General features: G+C 70.2%; 22 protein-coding genes. 10 read left to right on the top strand and 12 right to left on the bottom strand.

Translation table 11 applies throughout. From position 1 onward, the window contains the following. Positions 1-104: 104 nt before the first annotated feature. Complete coding sequence (locus tag ACFKCF_RS54565; protein ID WP_394504451.1) at positions 105-1,307, bottom strand: cytochrome P450; 1,203 nt, start codon at positions 1,305-1,307, stop codon at positions 105-107. A 996-nt stretch (positions 1,308-2,303) separates the two neighbouring features. On the opposite strand from ACFKCF_RS54565, the gene ACFKCF_RS54570 reads away from it, so the two are divergent. After that, on the top strand, positions 2,304-2,471 hold the full coding sequence (locus ACFKCF_RS54570) for a hypothetical protein (protein WP_394504453.1): 168 nt from the start codon (positions 2,304-2,306) through the stop codon (positions 2,469-2,471). A 21-nt stretch (positions 2,472-2,492) separates the two neighbouring features. Here the strand turns inward: ACFKCF_RS54570 and ACFKCF_RS54575 are convergent, their stop codons facing one another. From ACFKCF_RS54575 to ACFKCF_RS54590, 4 genes are all read right to left on the bottom strand, one after another. Then, complete coding sequence (locus ACFKCF_RS54575) at positions 2,493-3,371, bottom strand: hypothetical protein (protein WP_394504455.1); 879 nt, start codon at positions 3,369-3,371, stop codon at positions 2,493-2,495. Between the two features lie 76 nt (positions 3,372-3,447). After that, on the bottom strand, positions 3,448-4,506 hold the full coding sequence (locus ACFKCF_RS54580; protein ID WP_394504456.1) for a CU044_5270 family protein: 1,059 nt from the start codon (positions 4,504-4,506) through the stop codon (positions 3,448-3,450). After that, positions 4,506-5,060, bottom strand: a complete 555-nt coding sequence (locus tag ACFKCF_RS54585; protein ID WP_394504458.1) for an RNA polymerase sigma factor — start codon at positions 5,058-5,060, stop codon at positions 4,506-4,508. The genes ACFKCF_RS54580 and ACFKCF_RS54585 overlap by 1 nt, the downstream gene beginning before the upstream one ends. An 85-nt stretch (positions 5,061-5,145) precedes the next feature. Further along, on the bottom strand, positions 5,146-5,505 hold the full coding sequence (locus ACFKCF_RS54590) for a DUF2809 domain-containing protein (RefSeq protein ID WP_394504460.1): 360 nt from the start codon (positions 5,503-5,505) through the stop codon (positions 5,146-5,148). Positions 5,506-5,769: 264 nt separating this feature from the next. Between ACFKCF_RS54590 and ACFKCF_RS54595 the strand changes: the two genes are divergently transcribed. After that, positions 5,770-6,120: a hypothetical protein gene (locus ACFKCF_RS54595; protein ID WP_394504462.1), complete on the top strand. Its 351-nt coding sequence runs from the start codon at positions 5,770-5,772 to the stop codon at positions 6,118-6,120. 59 nt (positions 6,121-6,179) lie between these two features. Here ACFKCF_RS54595 and ACFKCF_RS54600 read toward each other — a convergent pair whose 3' ends face one another. Further along, complete coding sequence (locus ACFKCF_RS54600) at positions 6,180-7,046, bottom strand: hypothetical protein (protein ID WP_394504464.1); 867 nt, start codon at positions 7,044-7,046, stop codon at positions 6,180-6,182. 867 nt (positions 7,047-7,913) lie between these two features. Between ACFKCF_RS54600 and ACFKCF_RS54605 the strand changes: the two genes are divergently transcribed. Then, complete coding sequence (locus ACFKCF_RS54605) at positions 7,914-8,105, top strand: hypothetical protein (protein WP_394504466.1); 192 nt, start codon at positions 7,914-7,916, stop codon at positions 8,103-8,105. 2 nt (positions 8,106-8,107) lie between these two features. Here ACFKCF_RS54605 and ACFKCF_RS54610 read toward each other — a convergent pair whose 3' ends face one another. Next, on the bottom strand, positions 8,108-8,299 hold the full coding sequence (locus ACFKCF_RS54610; RefSeq protein ID WP_394504468.1) for a hypothetical protein: 192 nt from the start codon (positions 8,297-8,299) through the stop codon (positions 8,108-8,110). 739 nt (positions 8,300-9,038) lie between these two features. Between ACFKCF_RS54610 and ACFKCF_RS54615 the strand changes: the two genes are divergently transcribed. Next, on the top strand, positions 9,039-9,761 hold the full coding sequence (locus ACFKCF_RS54615) for a DUF6082 family protein (RefSeq protein WP_394504470.1): 723 nt from the start codon (positions 9,039-9,041) through the stop codon (positions 9,759-9,761). Positions 9,762-10,057: 296 nt separating this feature from the next. Here ACFKCF_RS54615 and ACFKCF_RS54620 read toward each other — a convergent pair whose 3' ends face one another. Both ACFKCF_RS54620 and ACFKCF_RS54625 read right to left on the bottom strand, forming a co-directional pair. Then, positions 10,058-10,192, bottom strand: coding sequence for a hypothetical protein (locus ACFKCF_RS54620; protein ID WP_394504472.1), 135 nt, complete (start codon positions 10,190-10,192; stop codon positions 10,058-10,060). A gap of 16 nt (positions 10,193-10,208) precedes the next feature. Further along, a complete protein-coding gene (locus ACFKCF_RS54625) occupies positions 10,209-11,429 on the bottom strand; it encodes a cytochrome P450 (protein ID WP_394504474.1) in 1,221 nt (406 codons plus the stop codon). A gap of 227 nt (positions 11,430-11,656) precedes the next feature. Between ACFKCF_RS54625 and ACFKCF_RS54630 the strand changes: the two genes are divergently transcribed. The 3 genes from ACFKCF_RS54630 to ACFKCF_RS54640 all read left to right on the top strand — a co-directional run bounded on the left by ACFKCF_RS54630 (position 11,657) and on the right by ACFKCF_RS54640 (position 14,112). Next, positions 11,657-12,298 carry a TetR/AcrR family transcriptional regulator gene (locus tag ACFKCF_RS54630; protein ID WP_394504475.1) on the top strand — a complete coding sequence of 214 codons (642 nt, stop codon included), beginning with the start codon at positions 11,657-11,659 and terminating at the stop codon, positions 12,296-12,298. 351 nt (positions 12,299-12,649) lie between these two features. Next, positions 12,650-13,405, top strand: a complete 756-nt coding sequence (locus tag ACFKCF_RS54635; protein WP_394504477.1) for an SDR family oxidoreductase — start codon at positions 12,650-12,652, stop codon at positions 13,403-13,405. Positions 13,406-13,692: 287 nt separating this feature from the next. Further along, positions 13,693-14,112: a nuclear transport factor 2 family protein gene (locus ACFKCF_RS54640; protein ID WP_394504479.1), complete on the top strand. Its 420-nt coding sequence runs from the start codon at positions 13,693-13,695 to the stop codon at positions 14,110-14,112. Here the strand turns inward: ACFKCF_RS54640 and ACFKCF_RS54645 are convergent. After that, the gene (locus tag ACFKCF_RS54645; protein WP_394504481.1) at positions 14,011-14,940 is read right to left on the bottom strand and encodes a helix-turn-helix transcriptional regulator; all 930 of its coding nucleotides are present in this window, start codon (positions 14,938-14,940) and stop codon (positions 14,011-14,013) included. The genes ACFKCF_RS54640 and ACFKCF_RS54645 overlap by 102 nt on opposite strands. Positions 14,941-15,024: 84 nt before the next feature. Here ACFKCF_RS54645 and ACFKCF_RS54650 point away from each other — a divergent pair, with 84 nt between their 5' ends. Beyond that, on the top strand, positions 15,025-15,867 hold the full coding sequence (locus ACFKCF_RS54650; protein WP_394504482.1) for an NAD(P)H-binding protein: 843 nt from the start codon (positions 15,025-15,027) through the stop codon (positions 15,865-15,867). Positions 15,868-15,900: 33 nt separating this feature from the next. Here the strand turns inward: ACFKCF_RS54650 and ACFKCF_RS54655 are convergent, their stop codons facing one another. Further along, the gene (locus ACFKCF_RS54655; protein ID WP_394504484.1) at positions 15,901-16,596 is read right to left on the bottom strand and encodes a cysteine hydrolase family protein; all 696 of its coding nucleotides are present in this window, start codon (positions 16,594-16,596) and stop codon (positions 15,901-15,903) included. A 236-nt stretch (positions 16,597-16,832) separates the two neighbouring features. On the opposite strand from ACFKCF_RS54655, the gene ACFKCF_RS54660 reads away from it, so the two are divergent. Next, a complete protein-coding gene (locus ACFKCF_RS54660) occupies positions 16,833-17,216 on the top strand; it encodes a RidA family protein (RefSeq protein ID WP_394504486.1) in 384 nt (127 codons plus the stop codon). A 4-nt stretch (positions 17,217-17,220) separates the two neighbouring features. Here ACFKCF_RS54660 and ACFKCF_RS54665 read toward each other — a convergent pair whose 3' ends face one another. Beyond that, positions 17,221-18,213: a DUF5937 family protein gene (locus ACFKCF_RS54665; RefSeq protein ID WP_394504488.1), complete on the bottom strand. Its 993-nt coding sequence runs from the start codon at positions 18,211-18,213 to the stop codon at positions 17,221-17,223. A 477-nt stretch (positions 18,214-18,690) separates the two neighbouring features. Here ACFKCF_RS54665 and ACFKCF_RS54670 point away from each other — a divergent pair, with 477 nt between their 5' ends. Continuing rightward, entirely contained in the window at positions 18,691-19,836 is a 1,146-nt protein-coding gene (locus ACFKCF_RS54670; RefSeq protein WP_394504490.1) for an epoxide hydrolase family protein, read from the top strand. Positions 19,837-19,973 lie beyond the last annotated feature (137 nt).

Consider the following 19,973-nt stretch of genomic DNA (forward strand, 5'->3'; position numbering starts at 1 on the left):
CCTCCCTCCCCCCCCACGGCGGACGGAGATGGACTACCAGATGAACCATGCCTGCCGGTTGATCCGGCGGCCGGTGACCCGGCGCAGCAACTTCCTCATGTAGCTCACCTCCTTTCCTGACGACCGAAGGGGGTCCGGCGGAGTTGGAACGGGGGAGGGGTGATGATGCCCGCGACGTGCGGCTGCCCGCGGCCGCCGCGTACCTCCAGCCGGGCGCCGTCGGCCACGGCGGCGAGCAGGTCGGAGGCCAGGTTGCGGGCGACGACGGCGCCGGCGCAGGTGAACGGGCCGCCGCCGAAAGGCAGGTAGGGCCCGCGGGGGCCGGGGCCGTCCCACCGGCCGGGCCGGAACCGGGTGGCCTGCGGCCAGTGCCGTTCGTCGCGGTGCAGCAGATAGGCGCAGACCGACACGCTCTCTCCCGGCTCCAGCCGCACGCCGCCGACCTGATGGGCGCGGAGCACGGGGCGGCCCAGCAGCCAGGCCACCGGCCACAGCCGCAGCGACTCCCGTACGGCCGACTCCGCGGCCACGGCCGCCAGGTCGACGCCGTCGGTCGCGGCTTCCAGCAGCGCCCAGGCCACCACGTGGGCCACCGGCGCCACCGACGTCCGGAACAGCAGCAGGTACACCTGGGCGAGCTGCGCGGCAGGCGTGTCGGGCGGGGCGGCCCCGAGTACGGCGTCCAGCAGGTCGCCCGGCCCGCCGGGCCGCGGGCCGGCCCGGCGGGCGAGCACCTCGCCGGTCAGCGCCCGCACCGCGCGCGCCCACAGCGCCCGCCGCATCACGCTCGCCAGCCGGCCGCTGGGGCGGATCAGGACGTCGTTCCGCACCACCTGCTCCATCAGCTCCCGCAGGGGCGAGGGGCTGTCCGGCCGCAGCAGCGCCTCGGCCAGGAACCGGTACGTGGCGGCGCGCCCGGCCGCGGGCCACGCGCTCACCTCGCCCAGTTCCGCCACCACGGCGGGCAGCCGCTCGCGATGCGCGGTCAGGTGGGCGCGCAACGTCGCGCGGGCCGCCCGCCCGATCGCGACCTGCGTCTCCCGCGGCTCCAGCCGGCCGCCGCGGACGTGGAAGAAGTCGGACACGTCGTCGTAGTGGCCCTCCTCGTCGTGCAGCACCCGCAGGGCCTCCGCCGGGTCGGCCACGCACAGCGACCCGTCGTCGGGCAACCGGAACACCGGGCCCCGCTCGCGGGTGGCGTGCTCGACGAACCCCAGCGGGTCCCGGCGGTACCACCGTGCCGCCCCGACCGGCCACGGCCGCGTCCCGCCGGGAGCGGCCCGATCCGGTTCTCCGACCGTCGTCATTCCCACCTGCCCCATGCCAGCCGTGAATCCGGGTGTACGCGCAGGTGGTGCCGTTCGCGCGCCCCCGCCGGGAGAGCTGCGTCGCCCGCCGCCCGCCAGGTACGCGATAACGGCGGTAAGGACGACACCGGTTAATACGTTAATGGTGAGGAGTATCGCCACTGAATTTACAGAATTGGTGGAATCTCCGCAATGAATGCGTTGCGTCATAATGGCATTGCCGACCGTATGCGTTCCGCCTCCGCCGGGGCGCGGAACGCCGGTCACCATTCGGCATCCACGCCCTTTCCCGGTCACCTGCGTCGCCCGGGCGGGCGTCATTAGGTCGTGTGGAGCGCCGCCGTCGAAAGGTGGGAGCCGAAATGGCGGATCGCGACAATCCCAATACCGTGAAGGTGACTTCCGGGCGGCGGGATGTATTTCTCGTCCTGGCCGTGGTCGTCACGCTGCTCGTCGTCGTCGTCGCCAGGACGCTTTTCTGGAAGAGGGACGACCCGGTCGCGCGGCCTGCCCCCTCGACCTCCGCCTCCACGACGCCACCCGTGGGGACCCGACCCCACTCCGACGGGTCCGCCGGTGCTTCGCAGTGGAACGCTCACCATGGTGGCCGGCCGGGGGGTACGACCTCGACTCCGGACGGGGCGACTGGGGGGTGACCGCCGGCGACTGGAAAGACGTGCAGGACCTGGGCCACTTCGATGTCAAAGGAAAGATGACGCTATATCCCCGAAGGGACTCCAAACGCATCGCCACACTTCCCGCCGCCGACTCCTACGGTTACGACGACTGCCGGAAGGCCCATTACCGGGACGCCCTCCACAACAAGGCGGCAGAGGGGCGGATCGACCCGCCCAGGGCCCTTTGCGTGCTGACCTCCAAGGGCTCGCACGTGCTGCTCGTCATCGTCTCCCGTATATCGGAAAAGCTGACGGCACAAGTCACGAGACGGAAGGAATCTACAGAACGCTCCTGCGCCGCGCCGAGGAGCAGCAGCACGTGCTCAGCCTCGACAAGGAGGAGGCCGATGCCGTCGCCTCGGTCATGTACCAGAGATTCCAGGCCGAATCGGCTCGCCAGAAGCGTGACCAATGGCTGCTGCTCGGCCTGAGTCTCATCCTGTCCATCCCCTTGGGCGTCTTCGTCAACCGGATCAGCGCCGGCTGACGAGCCGTCAGGAGGCCCCCGTCAGATGAGCTTCCAGTAGATCCGGGACGCGATCGCCTGCGCCGCGCCCTCCCTGCCGAACTCCTGGTAGACCCGCGACGCGATCTCCACGGCCTTGGGCGAGAAGGCGGGGTAGAAGGCCTTTCCGCACTCCAGGTCCTTCAGGGCCGCCTTGATCTCCTTGGCCAGGTACGGCTTGGCCTGCTCCGGCTTCAGGTTCGGCCGGAAGATGACGGTCTTGCCCTTCGGCGCCCTGGGCAGTTCGCCCTTCCAGGCCTTCTTGGCGACCTCCGAGGCCTGCCGCACCATCTTCGTGTGGCTCAGGCCGTCCAGCGCGGTCGGCCTGGTCTCGCCGACCCCCAGGCACGTGGCGAACTGCTTGCCCAGCCGTACGAGCTCCTTGTCCTGATCGAGGACGCTCAGCGACTCCTGCACCGCCGCGTCGAGCCGGGTGTAGTAGTCCTCCTGGGAGGTGACCGTCTTGCCCAGCACCTCCTTGACCGCCCGGGAGAAGCAGGCGTCGTCGGCCGCGCGCCACTTCTTCAGCTTGCCGGCCGAGAGCGACATCAGCGTCTTGTCGTTCGGGTTCTCCGCCGAGGTGGGATTGACCACCTCGTCCTTCGGATAGACATTCGGGGACCAGACGCCGAAGCCGTACTTGGCCCGGTACGTCCGCAGCGCCTCGAGGTCGCCCGTGAGCCGTTCCCGCTCCCCGGGCTGCCACCGGCGCTCGGGCGCCGGCGCGGCCACGTAGTCGAAGCCCTGCTCCGTCATGCAGGCGACGCGCCTGTCCTCCATCTGCCGCTGCTTGTCGTACGCGGCGTCGTCCCCCGACGGCGGTGTCAGAGCGCCGAACGAACCGGCGAGCAGGGTGGCCGCGACGGCCTTGGCGATGAACATGGGTGTGCTCCTTCGTTCAAATGCGGGCATGCGAAACTGAACTCCCGGCCGGAAAGGCCGGATGTGGGGGAAAGCCTCAGCAGGGAATCTTCATGCGGGACGCCTTCGGCGACACCTCGGGCAGGCCCGGGACGAGATCGACGGCGAGCACGGCGGTGCCGGTCACCGCACCCTTCTTCTCGATGTACTCGCCGCCGCGGGGCAGCTCCACCTTGCGGTCCCTGGTGTTCACCCTGCGCTCGCCCAGGTAGCGATAGGTCTGCCGGTCGAAGATCAGCTCGGACCGGATGCCGTCGCCCTCGTCCATGGCGACGGCCAGCCCGGGGCGGCCGGCGACGTCCACGGCGTCGTCGATGAGCAGGATGCCGTCCAGGCCGGCTGCCACCTGGTACAGCGCCGCGCCCAGGCTGGGCCGTACCACGGACTCGCGGATCAGGCCCTGGAGGGAGGACCAGATGCGCAGCGGCTTCTCGCCCGTGTCGGCCACGATCTTCGCGCGCACCCGGGCGGGTTCCGTCGGCCAGGCGCCCAGCCGGGCGTAGGCCGGCTGGCCGGGGCAGCCCGACGACTCCGAGAGGATGTCCTCGACGCCGTGGTCCCAGAAACGCCGGGGCGCCGGTCCCGTGGCCGACAGGCCCTGCTCGCGGCTCAGCCAGGGCTTGCCCACGTCGGCGGCCTCCCAGCGTTCCTCGTTGGCCAGCACCTTGGTGTACTGCGTTGTGCCCGACTTGTCCTTGGTGTACAGGCTGCGCTGGGCCAGCGTCTTGGTGTGGACGTACTGGCCGCGGGACGGCACCGTGTCACGTTGGCCGGCGGCGGCCCGCGCGGCCAGACCGAGCAGTGCCTTGGCGTCGGCCGGAGGCGCGGCGAGAAGGTGCCCGGGGGCGTTCGGGCCGGAGCCGCCCAGACCCACCTCGGTGACGATGATGCCGGCGGTGAGCGCCACCGCCAGCGCGCCGACCAGGGCGACGCGCCGGACCGGCAGCGCGGCGGCCCACCCGCGGCGCGGCCGGCCGGCCGGGTGCCCCGGTGCCTCGTGTGCCAGCCGGAGGAAGCGGGCCCGCCCCGCCGCGGCGGCCTGCGGTGTGGGCTCCGGCTCCGCGAACACGGTCTCGATCAGCTTGAGCTCGTCCATCACCACTCCCTCATCGGGTTGACGTCGCCAAGGGCGGTGCGCAGCTTCTTCCTCGCCCTGTTGATCCGGGACCCGACGGTCCCGACCGGTATGTCCAGCGCGGTGGCGATCTCCTCGTAGCCGAGCCCGCCGAACACGAGCAGGAACACCACGTCACGATCGCCCTTGGCGAGCCCTTTCAACCCGCGTACCAGCTCCGGCCTGCTGGCCTCCGCCGCGAGCTGCGAGGTCACCCGGTCCTCGTGCCCGTCGGCGGAGACCTCGGCCGGGACCTTGCTGAGGGCGTTCAGCCGGCGGCCTTCCCTGCGGCGGTGGCGGGCCACGACGTTGGTCGCGATGCCGTATAACCACGACCGTACGGTGCCTCGCCGGGGGTCGAAGCCGCCTCTGCCGTTGAACGCGATCAGGAAGGCGTCCGCGACCAGATCTTCGCCCTGCTCGCTGCCGAGCCGGGCGACCAGATATCGGTAGAGCTCGTTGAAGTACCGGTCGTACAGGAGGGCGAAAAGGTCAGGGTTGTCCATCGACCGCTCGACCACGGTGACGTCTTCCATCACGTCACTGGCGTCAGGTGGTGCAGCCACGGCGTCCTTTCGAAGGGAACTGTCACCCCGGAGTTCGCCGCTCAGCGGTTTTTCTTCACGCCTGTGGCCGGCCCGGGTCGCGCAGCCAGAGGGTGTGCGCGGCCCAGGCCGCCGCGGCGCCCACCGCGTACCAGAAGAGGTCGGGCGGGTTGAACGTGCTGCCCAGCAGCGGCCGCAGCACGGCCGGGATCTCCCCGAGCTGGGCGAACTCGATCACCCAGCTCACCCCGGTCGCCACCGCCGCGGCCACCCAGGGGCGCACCCTGGGCAGGACCAGCAGCACGAGGGTGTAGATCAACACGGTGTAGAGGGCGTCGCCCGCGTACTTCGACACGGGGCCGTCGAACAACGCGCGCACCCCCAACCCGGCGGCAACGGTCAGGACGGCGACGCAGAGAACGGGTAGGCGGGACATCGGATCACGTTAGCGGACACCCCGCCTCGGGCAGGCCGTCCGGCGAACGTCGCCTCGGCCCGCTTCCGTGCCCGCCACGACCGAACGTATCCTCGGCCCGCTTCCGTGCCCGCCACGACCGAACGCCGAGCTCGTCGCCGTCGGTGCCGCGCCGGCCGGACCGCATGCTTCCGGCCCGGCTCGCCGTGGTGCCGGCCGCCGGGTGGCCCTGGTCGCGCACCAGCTCATGCGACTCCTCGGCGAGCGTCATGTGAAGATGACCACATGACCGAGAGGACCCGCGTGGTAAGGCCTGCCTACCTGGCGGCGGCGCTCTTGGCCGCGATCCTGGTCCTGGCCCTGATCTTCGCCGAGGAACTGCGCTTCGCCCACTCGTCAGGGGACATGGCGGCGGTGGCTCGCACGCTGGGGGAGGGCGCCGAACTCAGGGATCAGAGCATCGGAAGCCTCTCGTTCGAGTTCGTCCGGCGGGAGGACCAGCAGGTCTACTTCTACCGGGGCAAGTACCGGGACGGGGACGGCTACGGCTATGTCTGGAGCCCCGCGAGCCGGCCGAGCGATGTGCGGCACCTGATGGGGCCTTGGTACAGGTTCCGGGACGACGCGCACCAGTGATGGCCCGGTCACCGCGTCCGTGCTCCCTGCTTCGCACGAGAAGCCCATCAAGGGCAACATCAGCAGGACGAGCCCGGCCAGGCCCGCTCCGCGGCCTGGACACGGGCGGACTCGGCAGGAGCCGCGTTCCGTACGGTGAGCAGGTCGCCGTCGCCGGCGAGGACGGTGACGATCGCCGGGGCCGGCGCGTCGAGGCGGTGAGACGTTCCGGGATCCGGCTCGCCGAAGGCGGTCAGATCCTGCCTGCGGACAAAGTACGTCGGCGCGCCCTCGGGGTTGAGGGCGTGGCGGATCCCGGTGCGGCGCCGATGTTCGGCGAGGGTGCGCCAGGGATAGGGGTCGTCGGTCACGTCCGGCTCGGGTTCGTCCTGGGGCGGCGGCGCCGTACGTTCCCGCAGGACGGGCCAGTCCAGCGAGGGGACGTAACCGGACGGGCGAGGCGAGCCTTCGGGCGAGCGCGGGAGCGCGTGGCGTGCCGGGTCGAAGGCGTCGCGGAGCGGCCAGAAACGTAACAGCACGTGTGCTTGCCGCGGGTCCTCCCAGAAGTCGCTGTCGCTGCTCCTGGCCGATGGCACGTGGTAGGCGCGCACGCCGTACAGGAAGTGAGGCGGGCCCAGCACGAGGGCGTCGAGGGAGCTGTCGCCCTCGTCGTCGCCGATGGCCACGATCCCGGCGGCGCTGAGGTAGGTGCTCTCACCCGCCGCCACCCAAGGGTCGGGGGCGGGTGGCGGAGCGGCGTCCCAGCTCTCCACGCGGACATCGGTCCTGCCGCGGGAGGTGCTCTCGATACGCATCCAGCCGGCTTGGGTGTCCAGGATGCCGTCGCTCACCGACGGGCCTCCCACGGCGCCGCACAGGTCGCCGAGATGGAAGCCGGCGTACGGGGTGGAGACGGTGTCCCGGAAGGTGCGCAGCGTGATCGCCATGGTCTCTCCGCGTTCGGTGGGGGAATCGTCCGCGGACAGTGACCGTAGAGGCCGGGGCCGACAGTTTCGGTCGTCGTACGTGTAGCCACGTCGGGCGGCTCGACCGTCTCGAAGGAGCGGCCGGCGCCGCGCTTCGAGAGGGTCTCCGTCGTGCTGGCGGCGGCGGTGCTGAACACGGCGCAGGCGCCGGTCGTCATCATCGGCCCTGGCCGCCTTCGGTCACTCCTCGACGGTGATGGCCAGGGCGGGGCAGACCAGGGCGGCCTGCCGCGCGGTGATGGCGGCGGCCGACGCGGGCCGCCCACGACGGCCCCAGCGCGGCACACCAGATTGCCGCGCGTGTGGGCACGGGCCCGCACGCACAGCTGGACGCTGTACGTCCCGCAGGCGGCACTCCGCGCCTCACCTGGCGGCGGACAGGAAGCCTAACCAGCGGCCAGATGAGTGTCGCTCACTCGTGGACGGGACCGTCAAACGTTGTGCTTGCGCTGGTGATGCGCACACTCCCGTCCGGTGTCGCGGCAGCAGCGGCTGGGAACATGAGAAAGCTGCCAAGAGCAGCGATTGCGGCTACGGTGAATACGGTGTGGCGCATGGGGCCTCCCAAACGATGAATCGGCGCTGACCGTTCTGGAAATGAACTGTAGGAGTCGAATGCGACAGCGGCTATCCAAATGGCGTCGCACGAAATGCAGTTTGCGGATACTCCGCATTACGAGCTGACACAGGCCTCTTGCGTGGAGGCTGCGCCTGTGCGCATCCAGATCCGGCGCGGCGCCCGCCTCAACGAGATCTTTCCCGAGATCGTTTTGGGCGGTCTTCGAGCACATGCTGCCCTCGGCGGCTGTTGATCGGGGATCTTGATCCATGGTCATGGTGACAGGAAAGATCGGTTTCCGGCCGCCATCAGGCGTGTCGCCGGCGTACGCGGCGCCGGGCGAGAAGCTGCACGCCTCGCGCACCGTCACCGGTCCCGACGGCGTCAAGCACACCCACCACGACCGCGCCTACCAGGGATTACCGGTGCTCGGCGGGGACGTCATCACGCACGGGGACTAGGCTCAGGAAAGCCGCACCCTTTCGGCGCTGAGCACCCTGTCCACCACGTCCCGGGTGCCCGGCCAGGCGGCCGTGGCGATCGCGGCCAAGAGCTTCCCGTACGAGCCGAGCGGCTCACCGCGCCTGGCGATCGAGGGGATCGGCGACACCGCCGCGTCCCGCGTACCTCCGCTGGCCTGGGATGTGCTCCTCACCGGCACCCGGCCGGACGGTCTGCCCACCGCCCTCCACGTGCTCGTGGACGCCGCGACGGGCGCGCGGCACGTTCGGCACCACGACGTCGACACCCAGCGGTACTTCACCGCAAGAGGAGACCTCTGCCCACCCGGAAGAAGCGATCGCACTGCTGTGTGGCCGGACCCGCATGATCTGCGGCCTGACTCGCTTCGTGGACTACGTCGGCGAGAATAACGCGAGGTCACGCCCGTTGGCGCTTTCGCCGACGACGACCTGTGCGCCGGGTGCTACCGGGCGCTTGGATGGTAGTCGGGAGGGCGTTCCAGCATCCTCGTCCCGGCGATGAGGACTCGCCCTCCGGCGCGTACGCCGCCAGCGGTGGAATCGCCGACCGGGAACGCATCCTCGTCATACGGGTTCGGCTGCACTGTCAACCTCAGGCCAGTCGGCCGCTCGATCGGGGGGAGCGCCACGAACTCGGCGTTTCGCCATCTCTACCGCGCCCGTTGGGCCTGGTGAGCTTTGAGTGCCTCCCGCCACCGCCGCCACGGCGGATTACGTGAGATTGCTTCGCGGGCTGGCCAGTGCCTCGGCCAGGGTGCCGCCGACGCCGACCATGCCGCCATGTTCCTTCCACCGTCGAAGTCATCAAAGGTCAGATATCGATCGCGCTCCGCTCCCCACGGCCCGCTGTAATGCGGTCGTTGTGGAGGTTGATGTAACTGAGGGTGGCATCCTTCGGGGAGGGACGGGGTTATGGCGAGGGCTGTCGCGAAGTGGGTCGGTGGGGTGGCGGCGGGGCTCGCGATCCTCCTGATGCTTCTGGCATCGCCGTTCGCGCTCGGTCAGCTCGCCAGCGCGGCGGGTATCGATTGGGCCTCGCTTGCTGACGTCGGCGACGCCTACGGCTCCGCCGTCGCGCTGCTGACCGCGGTGTCACTCCTGGTACTGGCCGTTTCGGTGGCCTTCCAGGCCCGGACGGCTCGGATCTCGTCGGAGACAGCTGTGCGGACGCTCCATGTCGAGATGATGCGTTTCGCGATAGAGGATCCGTCACTTATGCAGATGGAGGGCGCGGAATGGGACGGCACCGCGGAGGGGGCGGAGGAGATGCGGCGGTGGGCGTACATCAACATGCAGCTCGGCCTGTACCGCTCGTTCCACGCGCTGAAGGAACTGCCGTCACCCGAGCTGCGGATGGCGATGGCCGCCAGGTTCACGTCGCGGCTCGGCCGGGAGCACTGGGAACACAATCGGATCTGGTTCCAGGCAAGCGAGCGTAACCGTCACGACCGGCGGTTCAACAGGATCGTTGAAGAGGAGTACCAGAAGGCCATCCAGGCAGGTGAGGCGGTGGCGGAGCGTTCGCGTGTGACCCGGAGCAAACCGCCCCGCGGACTGGTGGTGGGTGGGGCGGCGGCAGTCGTCGCCCTCGGGGCCGGGGTGCTTCTCGGCAGGAGGCGCGGCGGCCGGGCCTGATCACCGACGACCCAGCGCTGACCCCTGGCGATCCGTATGCAGTTGTGGGCTCGCCGCGACCACTGGTCCAGGGACGACCCGTGGTGGATGCGCGTAAGCGCCTCCCTCGGTCGCGTCAGGAACCTGCTCGGCGAGCTGCGCCGGAAAGTGTCACAAAGCGGAGAAACGATCACGGCTGTGGATATTCGCCGTTACGAGCCCATCGACACCGTCGTCGAGGCGGTCGAGGTCAATGGGTGCGACATCCGCAGATCGGGCTCAGCGGCAGGTCGGAGGGTCCTTCCGGGCGCGAAGCGTTATCTCCACGGGCGACGGGCCGTCGTTCGGCAGGACGAGATCCCGTCCTCGTCATGCTGGTCGAACACGGCGGCGGTGGCCATCACGCTCTGCCCGGACACGACGCACTTGTCCTGCTCAATGATGACCTTCACGTTCTTCTCCTCGATGTCACCAGGTGACGGGCAGCTCGTAGGCCCCGTAGACGAACCCGTCGTGCTTGAACGGGATCTGCTCCAGCTCGGCGGCGAGCGCCAGGGTGGGGATCCGCCGCAGGAGGGCGGGGTAGGCGACCTGCAGCTCCATGCGCGCCAGCGGCTGCCCCAGGCATTGGTGCACCCCGTAGCCGAAGGTGACGTGCAGCCGGGGGTTGCGCTGGAGGTCCAGCCGGTCCGGGTCGGGGAAGACGGACGGGTCGCGGTTGGCGGTCTCGTTGACCGTGATGATGCCCTCACCGGCCCGGATGACCTGGCCGGCGATCTCGAGGTCCGCCAGCGCCACCCGCCGCAGCCCGCCGTGCGTGATCGTTAGGTACCGCAGCAGCTCCTCGACCGCCGAGGCGACCAGCTTCGGGTCGTCGCCGTCGCGGAGGAGGGCGAGCTGCTCGGGGTGTTGCAGCAGGGCTAGGGTGCCCAGGGTGATCATGTTCGCGGTGGTCTCGTGGCCGGCGAACAGCATCAGCACGCCCATGCGGGCGGCCTCCGGCCGGGACAGCTCACCGGCCTTGACCCGCTCGACCAGCCCGGACAGCAGGTCGTCGGCGGGCTTGGCGAGCTTCTCGCCGATCAGCCCGTCCAGGTACTCGGCCAGCCGACGCTGGGCCCCGCCCCGCTGCTCTGGGGTCGAGTTGCGATTGATGATGGTCCTGCTGTTGGCCTGGAAGAACTCGTGGTCGTCGTACGGGACGCCGAGCAGGTTGGAGATCACCAGCGAGGGCAGCGGCAGCGCGAACGCCTCGACGAGGTCGGCGGGCTTCGGACCGGAGAGCAGCCGGTCGATCAGCTCGTCCGCGATCTCCTGCGTGGCCGGGCGCATCGCCTCCACCCGCTTGACCGTGAACGCGGAGGTCACCATCCGCCGCAGGCGGGCATGCTCGGGGTCGTCCATCATGATGAAGCCGAGGCCGCCCGAGCCCTCCTTGGCCATGCTGTCCATGGCCGCGGCCTCCGCGGGGGAGAGCCGGGGGAGGCCGCGCGCGGGTTTGACGCTGACCTGGGGATGGCCCAGTACGGCGCGGTGCTCGGCGTGGCCGGTCACCAGCCACGCGGTGCTGCCGTCCCACAGCCGGACCCGGGTCAGCGGGCCCTCCTCCTGCCGTGCCCGCATCGCGGGCGCCGGGTCCAGCGGGCACCTCGCCGATCTGGCGATGTCGTACTCCGGGATCGTCGTCACTGTTTCCTCCTGGTTTAAGTCAATTGATTGATTTAAACTCTAGTGCGGGACGGACGCCTGTCAAGCCGGAGCAGCCCTCGACGGGGACGGCCCCGGCCCGTCGTTTGAATAGGCTGTCCTTCCGTCACGCCTCGCCGGCACGGCCGAGGACCTGCGGCGGCCTGTGGGACAGGGCCGTCGCGGGCTGCGCGAAAGTCCCGGTGCGGTGAATGACGATGATCAGCAGGATGACCCGGGACGAGCAGGTCAGCGCGACTCGGGAGGCGCTCCTGGCCGCGGCCGAGCGGCTGTTCGCCGAACGCGGCGTGCACGCCGTCGGCAACCGCCAGATCAGCGAGGCCGCCGGGCAGGGCAACAACGCCGCGGTCAGCTACCATTTCGGCGCCAAGGCCGACCTGATCCGCGCGATCGCCCGCAAGCACGCCGAGCAGATCGAGCGCATCCGCGAGCGCATGATGACCGACATCGCCGGCTCCACCGACCTGCGCGACTGGGTCGCCTGCCTGGTCCGTCCGTTCACCGAACACCTGGAGACCCTGGGCAGCCCCACCTGGTACGCCCGCTTCACCGCCCAGGTCATGGCCGACCCCGCGTTCAACGCGATCATGGTGGACGAAGCCCTGACCGCCGCCCCGGTGTTGCGGCTCTTCAGCGACGGCCTGGCCCGGTGCATCCCCGGCCAGCCCGCCGAGCTCCGCCGCGAACGCACCACCATGGCCCGCCACCTCATCGTGCAGATGTGCGTCGAGCGGGAACGGGCCCTGGCCGACCACGCGCCCACCTTCCGGCCCACCTGGAACGCCACGGCCGACAGCCTGATCGAGGCGATCGTCGCGATGTGGCAGGCCCCCGTCCAGGGCACGCCGTAGCGAGGCGGGCGCCGGCAAGAGCGCCCTGCTGGACCACGTACAGGCGACAGTCGCATCAGCCCGCCCGGCGATCAGCTCACCCGCAGGAACTCAACATCGCACAGCCGGCAGCCACCGCAGCGTGTTCCGTCAGCTCGAGCTCCGCTCTCGGCGGCAGCTGCGCGGAGATCCGGGCCTGGACCTGCCCAGCGTCGTAACCGTGATCCGCGCCGGCCGCATCGCCCGTGCAGGAGAGAGAGCCGCGAGGCCGCAAAGAATTTCGCCGCAGCTGTCACAAGCCTGGAGGCTGTCCGGTCTTAGCCGGCGACCGGGTGGCAACGAGGTGGCCCGGCCGGGGCGAAAGGGATGGCGATGAAGATCGTGGTAATCGGCGGGACGGGCCTGATCGGGTCGAAACTGGTGGCCAAGCTGGGCGAGCACGGTCACGAGGCGGTGGCCGCGGCGCCGAACACCGGCGTCGACACCCTGACCGGCGAGGGGCTGGCCGAGGTGCTGGCAGGCGCGCAGGTGGTGGTCGACGTGTCGAACTCGCCGTCGTTCGAGCGGGCCGCGGTGCTGAAGTTCTTCGAGACCTCCACGGGCAACCTGCTCGAGGCGGAGGCGGCGGCGGGTGTGGGTCACCACGTCGCGGTGTCGATCGTGGGCACGGAGCGGATCCCGGACAACGGCTACTTCGCGGCGAAGATCGCTCAGGAGCAGCTGATCGAGAAGTCGGGCATCCCGTTCTCGCTCGTGCACTCGACCCAGTTCTTCGAGTTCGCCCGCGGCATCGCCGACGAGGGCACGGTGGACGGCAAGGTGCACATCGCGCCCGTGCTGTTCCAGCCGATCGCGGGTGACGATGTCGCCCAGGCGGTCGGCCGGACCGCGGTGGGGGCGCCGCTCAACGGCAGGGTCGAGATCGCCGGGCCCGAGCAGTACCGGATGGACGAGTTCTTCCGCCAGGCGCTGACCGCCTGGGGCGACCCGCGCGAGGTGGTCACCGACCCGCACGCGCGCTACTTCGGCAGCGAGCTGAGCGAGCGGTCGCTGGTTCCGGGCGACGGCGCCGTCCTCGGCACGATCGGCTACCGCGACTGGCTCGGGCGCGACGTGGCGGGCAAATAGCAACACGTTGAACGGAAAGTCGCCCTCGTCACCGGAGCGTCGTCGGGCATCGGCGAGGCCACGGCGCGGGCCTCTCCGCGGAGGGGCCCGGGTCGCGGTCGGAGCCCGGCGCGCCGAGCTGGCCCGCCGGGCGACCCGCATGGAGCTCACCGCGCCCTCGATCCGGCACCACACCAACACCCTCCGCGCCTGGAAGTCGCTGCCCCTTCACCTGCGCACCCGCTGACCGCCGTGCCTTACCTCGGAGGTAATCGACGTCCCCGTGCCATTGCCGAGAGGGTGGCGTCATGAGTATTGAGACCCGTGACGTCGTGGAAGAGCTGCTGCGCAGGATGGCCGAGGGCGATCATCCCCGCACCGCGGAGTTGTTCGCCGAGCCGGTCGACTGGCAGCTCGACTGGCCCGCCGAGGGGCATGCCGCGGTGCCGTGGATCCGGCCTCGCTCCAGCCGCGCCGACGTGGCGGACCACTTCCGGTCACTGGAGGCTCACCACGTGCCCGAGCTGAACGGCACGTCGGTGACGCGCATCCTGGTCGACGGGACGCACGCGGTCGTGTTCGGGGAGATCGCGCAGACGGTACGCGCCACCGGCATCGCGTACACCTCACCGTTCGCGCTGCACCTCACGGTCGAGGACGGGCTCGTCAGCCGCTACCACATCTACGAGGACAGCCTCACGGTCGCGCGAGCCCTCGGCGGCTCCTGAGCAGGAAGCCGAGCTTTCAGCCGGGCCGCTGAGTGACCGCAGGCGCTGGAGCTTGCGGTGTGAAGGCGTGCCCGGGGCGGCGGTGTAGAGGACGAGGCGATGGTCCCCGCCAGGCAGGGGGAGGACGTCGCAGTCGAGCTCCATCTCGCCCAGCAGAGGGTGCTCGGCCCGTTTCGTCACGGTCCGCTGCACTTCGATGTCCTGCGCCGCCCACAGTTCGGCGAACAGCGGGCTGGCCGCCGTCAGCTCGTCCACGATCTGCCGTACGTCTGGATCGTCAGGGTAGCGGCCGCTGGCCCGCAGATCGGCGACGGCCTGGCGGGCCGGCCCGGAATGATCGCTCAGCAGGGCGGGCGCGCCGCCGAACAGCCAGCGCAGCGTGTTGCGCTCACGGGGCGGTCTGGCGGCCGGGTCGCCGATGAGCGCGACCAGCATGCGGTTCCAGGCGAGCAGGTCCCAGCAGACGTTGACGATCACGGCGGGGAACTCCTCGATGCGATCCAGCAGGCGCAGCGCGTTCTCCGGAACCTCCGGCGCGGAGCCGGTCCGGACCGGGGCCTGGCCGCCCATCCGCAGCAGATAGTCGTGCTCGTCGCCGGTCAGCCGCAGCGTGCGGCTCAGCGCGGTGAGCACCTGCGCGGACGGCTGCGGCCCGCGGCCCTGCTCCAGCCGGATGTAGTAGTCGACCGAGATCCCGGCCAGCAGCGCGACCTCCTCGCGCCGCAGGCCCGGTGTCTGGCGCCGGCGGCCGGCCGCCAGCCCCGCCTCCTCCGGCCTGACCCGCTCGCGTCTGCTCCGGAGAAAACTGCCCAGCTCGTCCTTGTTCATCGCCTTCCATCATGGCCTGGTACCACGAGTCCCAGGCCCAAGGGGGCCTACCCGCCGGCTCGGCCGCACGGCCAGCCTGGTCGCATGACGATTCTGGTCACCGGAGCGCGCGGGCACGTCGCGCGCAGCCTCGTACAGCAACTCCTCGCCGCGGGACAGCCCACCCGTGCGGCCGGCCGGAACCCGGGCGCGGTCCGCCTGCCCGCCGGGGTGGAAACGGTGCTCTGCGACCTCGCCGACCCGGACACCTTCGACGCCGCGCTCGCCGGCGTCACCAGGGTCTTCCTGTACGCCGAGCCACGCGGCCTGGACGACTTCCTCACCCGCGCCGCCACGGCCGGGGTGGAGCACATCGTCCTGCTGTCCGCGATGCTCGCCGACCCCGCCGCGACCGACGCGATCAGCCGGCTGCACGGCGATGCGGAGCAGGCGGTGGCCCGCTCGGGAATCGCCTGGACGTTCCTGCGACCGGGCGCCTTCGCCACCAACACGCTGCAGTGGGCGCCGTCGGTCCGGGCCGAGGGGGTGGTGCGGGACCCGTTCCCGGACTCGCGGTCGGCCCCCGTGCACGAGGCGGACATCGCGGCGGTCGCCGCCCGCGCCCTGACCGAGCCGGGACACGAAGGCGCGGCCTACCCGCTGACCGGGCCGGAGCTGGTCACCCGCAGACGCCAGGCCGAGCTGATCGGGGAGGCCATCGGCCGTCCGATCCGCTTCGCCGTCCAGGATCTGGACGAGTACCGTGCGGAGCTGTGTGGCTGGACGACGCCCCAGGTCGCCGACGTGGTGATCAGGGAGTCCGCCGCCGCCGTCGACCGGCCCGCGCCGGCCACGGACACGGTCGAGAAGGTCATCGGCCGGCCCGCCCGCACGTACGGTGAGTGGGCCCGCGACCATGCCGGGGACTTCCGCGACGAGCCCTCGTGACAGCGGCCGGGGCGGCGCCGGGCGCGTCCGGCTTCATCGCGTCCGCAGGTCGTCTCCGCGGGGCTGCTCCGCCGCCGGCTCCGCTCCGGTCAGGCGGATCGCGATCTCCTCGGCCGGCAGCACCAGCGCGAAGCCCTTGCGTAGGACCGCGAGCTCGGGCTCCTGGCGGGACTCGTCGTCGGTGGCGGTGACGTCCGCGCCGAACACGACCTGGTAGCCGCGCTCGTACGCCTGCCGCGCCGTGGTGCCACAGCAGTAGTTGGTCAGCGTGCCGGTGACGATGAGGGTGTCGCGACCGAGGTTGCGCAAGATGGTGTCGAGCGGGGTGTCGTAGAAGGCGCCGTAGGAGGGTTTGCGGATCAGCACCTCGTCGTCGCGGTAGCCCATCTGCTCCCAGACCGCCGCGGGGCCGGGCCGGCGCCAGTCGGTGTCGGCGTGCGGCAGGTGACGCAGCGCGTGGGGACGGTCCAGGCCGAGGTGGGTGTCGTCGAAGATGGTCCAGATCACCGGGACGCCGGCGTTCCGGCAGCGGTCGACGAGGCGGCGCAGCCGGGGGGCCATGCGGGTGGCGGCCGGCACCCAGTACGGGCTCCAGCCGGGCCGGACGAACTCGTCCTGCATGTCGATGACGAGCATCGCCGAGCGTTCGGGATGGATCGTGAACGATGCCCGGCCCTGCTCGTAGGCGGCCCGTGCGCGCGTGGTGACCCACTCCTCGGTGTACGACATCCGCTCTCCTGGTCTCGATTCGAGGTATAGCGATTCGATGTGAGACGGTAGCAGCATGCGGATGAGATCCTCGCCTGGCTCACGTCGGGCGGAGAGTCTTTTGCGATATGAATCTACAGTGTAAAGGCGGCGGAATGAGCTTGCGATAAACACCTCCGGGTGCGGGGCCGTCGAACGATTTGATGAACCCTCGAAGTATTTGTGACCCGTGTGGCCACGTACTTATCGTCGCCGCCATGGAGATCTCGCCGCTCGATCCCGCGACGCTCCCGGACGCGACGGGCAACTACACCCATGGCACCTTGGTGGCCGGTGGCCGCCGCACCGTGTTCGTCAGCGGCCAAGTCCCATGGGGCGCACAGGGTGCGGTTCCCGAAGACTTCGACTCCCAGTGCCGTTTGACGTGGGCCAACGTCATCGCTGTCCTGGCCGAGGCCGGCATGGGGCTGCGGAACCTGGCCAAGGTCACGACGTACCTCTCCGACCGCATGTACCGGGAGGCCAACAGTCGCATCCGCCGCGAGATTCTCGGCGACCACCGTCCGGCTCTCACCATCATCATCACCGACATCTATTCGGAAGAATGGCTGCTGGAAATCGAGGCGATCGCCGTCGAGTGACCGATCACCCGATGTGGGCGTCCAGCAGGTGCCGGCCCAGCGGAGTCAGTTCGTGCCGGGCTGTTCGTGCCGCCCGGGTGGTGACGACCAGTCCGGCACGTCGCAGATTAGCCACGTGCGTCGAGGCGGTGGCGAGCGTGACGCCCAGCGCCGTGGCAAGGTCTGTGGTGCCGCAGCCGGGGCGATCGGCAAGAGCCCGCAACGCCGCCGCCCGGCGCTCACCGATCGCCCCGGCCAAACGCCCATCCGGCCAGCCGCGTCCCCCGTTGTCACGCCAGAACGCCCCGGCCGTGCGCGCAGGGTAGAAGAGCATCGGCTGCTGCCGGTCGTTGAGCTGCCGGTGCACACCATCGGTCAGGAACATGCTCGGCACCAAGACCAGCCCGCGACCGTCGAGGGCGACATCGGGCGCGCCCGGCCCGTCGAACGCCAGGTGCGGATACTCCCAACGCACGTGCGGAGGGCACAAAGTGGCGAGCATGGCGTCCAGACCATGCTGTGCCGTGAGCCGAGCACGATAGGCCACGTCGGCCGCCAACTGGGCATGCAGCCGTGGCCAATCGGCGGCTAGCACCGCTTGGTGGAACGCCGTGAAAGCCTCCCTCAACGCGCGCCGACCGCGGTCGGGATGGTGCAGCAGCGTGTCGACGACCACCGGAACGGTCTCCAGTACGCCGGCGAACGCGGCAGTGTCCTGTTGCACCGGTACGGAGGAGTCGTCAAGCGCCGCGTGGAGTTCATCCTCGAACGACACCGAGGCGGCAGAGGGCTGCGGCGTCAGGAAGTCCGGCAGGTGCCGGGTGTGCGCCGAGCACAGTGTCACCACCGGCCGAGCCACCTCGGGCAAGGCTGCCCGAGTGGCATGACGCCACCCGGCCAGGCCGGGCGGCGGTTTCGGCAGTCCGAGGCCACGTGCCGCTTTCAGCGTCTCCTGGAAGGGCAGGATGGCGAATCGGACACGACCGAGGTCCGAGTCGGAGAAAAGCAGGCGCGGCATACGCCGCAGGTTAGCGACATCTCGCCCCGGCACGTGGCCCTCGCCGCCGCGCTCACGCCGGCCTCCGCGGGCCGGTGAACGTCTTCACCCACAAAGGATCAGCTCGTCGTAACACCTCTCCCATGCACGGAAGACGCCCGATCGACTACTTTCTGCGACACCGTTCCGGGTGTGGCTGGGCTGTCCCGAGAGCGTTCTGGGGCTGCGCTATCTGGATAGCCGGCGCCATGGAACCCTCATATGCTCCACTCGCAAGTGAAAGCCAGGCGAACAGCCCGAAAAACTGGTCGCCCGAATTCAGCGTACGTCGCAATGGCTCGCGCCGCGATCAAGGCGGAGGTCTCCGACCTGCGTGAAACGACTGATGCGTCGCAGCTCGAAAAGGTTGGCCCGTCCTCTGGGCGGGGCGGCGAAACCGCGAACAAGCAATCCGCCGCCTTCTTCGTACAAATATTCCGGTGCTGGAAGGAATAGTCGATGATCAACCCGTTCCGCATTGACATCCCGCAGGACGAGCTGGATGACCTGCGAGACCGGCTCGCCCGTACCCGCTGGAGCGGCGAGATCGGTGGCCAGGGCTGGAGTCGTGGCGTCCCGACCGGCTATTTGCAGCAGCTCGCCGCCTACTGGGCCGACGGCTACGACTGGCGCAAGCACGAGGCCAGGTTGAACGATCTGCCCCAGTTCACCACCGAGATCGACGGGCAGACCATCCACTTCGCGCACATTCGCTCTCCCGAGGCCGGGGCCACCCCGCTGATGCTCGTCCACGGCTGGCCCGGCTCGATCGCCGAGTTCCTGGACGTCGTCGGCCCTCTGACCGACCCGCGCTCCCACGGCGGCGACCCTGACGACGCCTTCCACCTCGTGATCCCCTCGCTGCCGGGGTTCGGCTTCTCCGTTCCGCTGCGCGATGCGGGCTGGACGCACGGCCGCATCGCCGGCGCTTTCACCGAGCTGATGCACCGGCTCGGCTACTCCCGCTACGGCGTGCAGGGCGGCGACGTCGGCGCCTTCGTCGCCCCGGAGATGGGCCGCCAGGATTCCGGGAGCGTCCTCGGCGTGCACGTCAACGCCCTGGTCACCTTCCCGATCGGGGCCGACGGTGAGATGGACGGCCTGACCGCGTCCGAACAGGAGCGGCTGGCGCGCCTGGAGCACTGGCAGCAGGAACAGAGCGGCTACGACAAGATCCAGGGCACCCGCCCGCAGACCCTGGGGCACGGCCTGAACGACTCCCCGGCCGGTCAGCTCGCCTGGATCGCCGAGAAGTTCAAGGAATGGACCGACAGCGCCGCCGACCTGCCCGAAGACGCCGTCGACCGCGACGCTCTCCTCACCGACGTCAGCATCTACTGGTTCACGCAGACCGGCGCCTCTTCGGCCCACCTTTACTACGAGGCCCACCACGACCCCTCGGCCTGGATGCCACGCGAGCCCGGGACCGTGCCCACCGGCGTAGCCGTCTCCCTCACCCAGGACGTTGCCATCCGTCGCTTCGCGGAACGCGATCACACCATCGTGCGGTGGACCGAGTTCGAGCGCGGCGGACACTTCCTCGCCCTGGAACAGCCCGGCCCGTTCGTCGCCGACGTGCGCGGGTTCTTCCGCTCCCTGCGCTGACCGTTCACGCCGCCGCCGCACATCGAGGCCGACGTTGACCGGCGGCCGGCCTCGACGCGGAACCCATCGCAGGTGCCGATCTCCGATGCGAGGCCGGTCAGCGGGTTGATCGGGACGCGGCGATCTCGGCGAGCGGG

Origin of the sequence: Nonomuraea sp. JJY05, from assembly GCF_043496855.1 — a bacterium.
In the GTDB taxonomy this organism is placed as follows: Bacteria; Actinomycetota; Actinomycetes; order Streptosporangiales; family Streptosporangiaceae; genus Nonomuraea.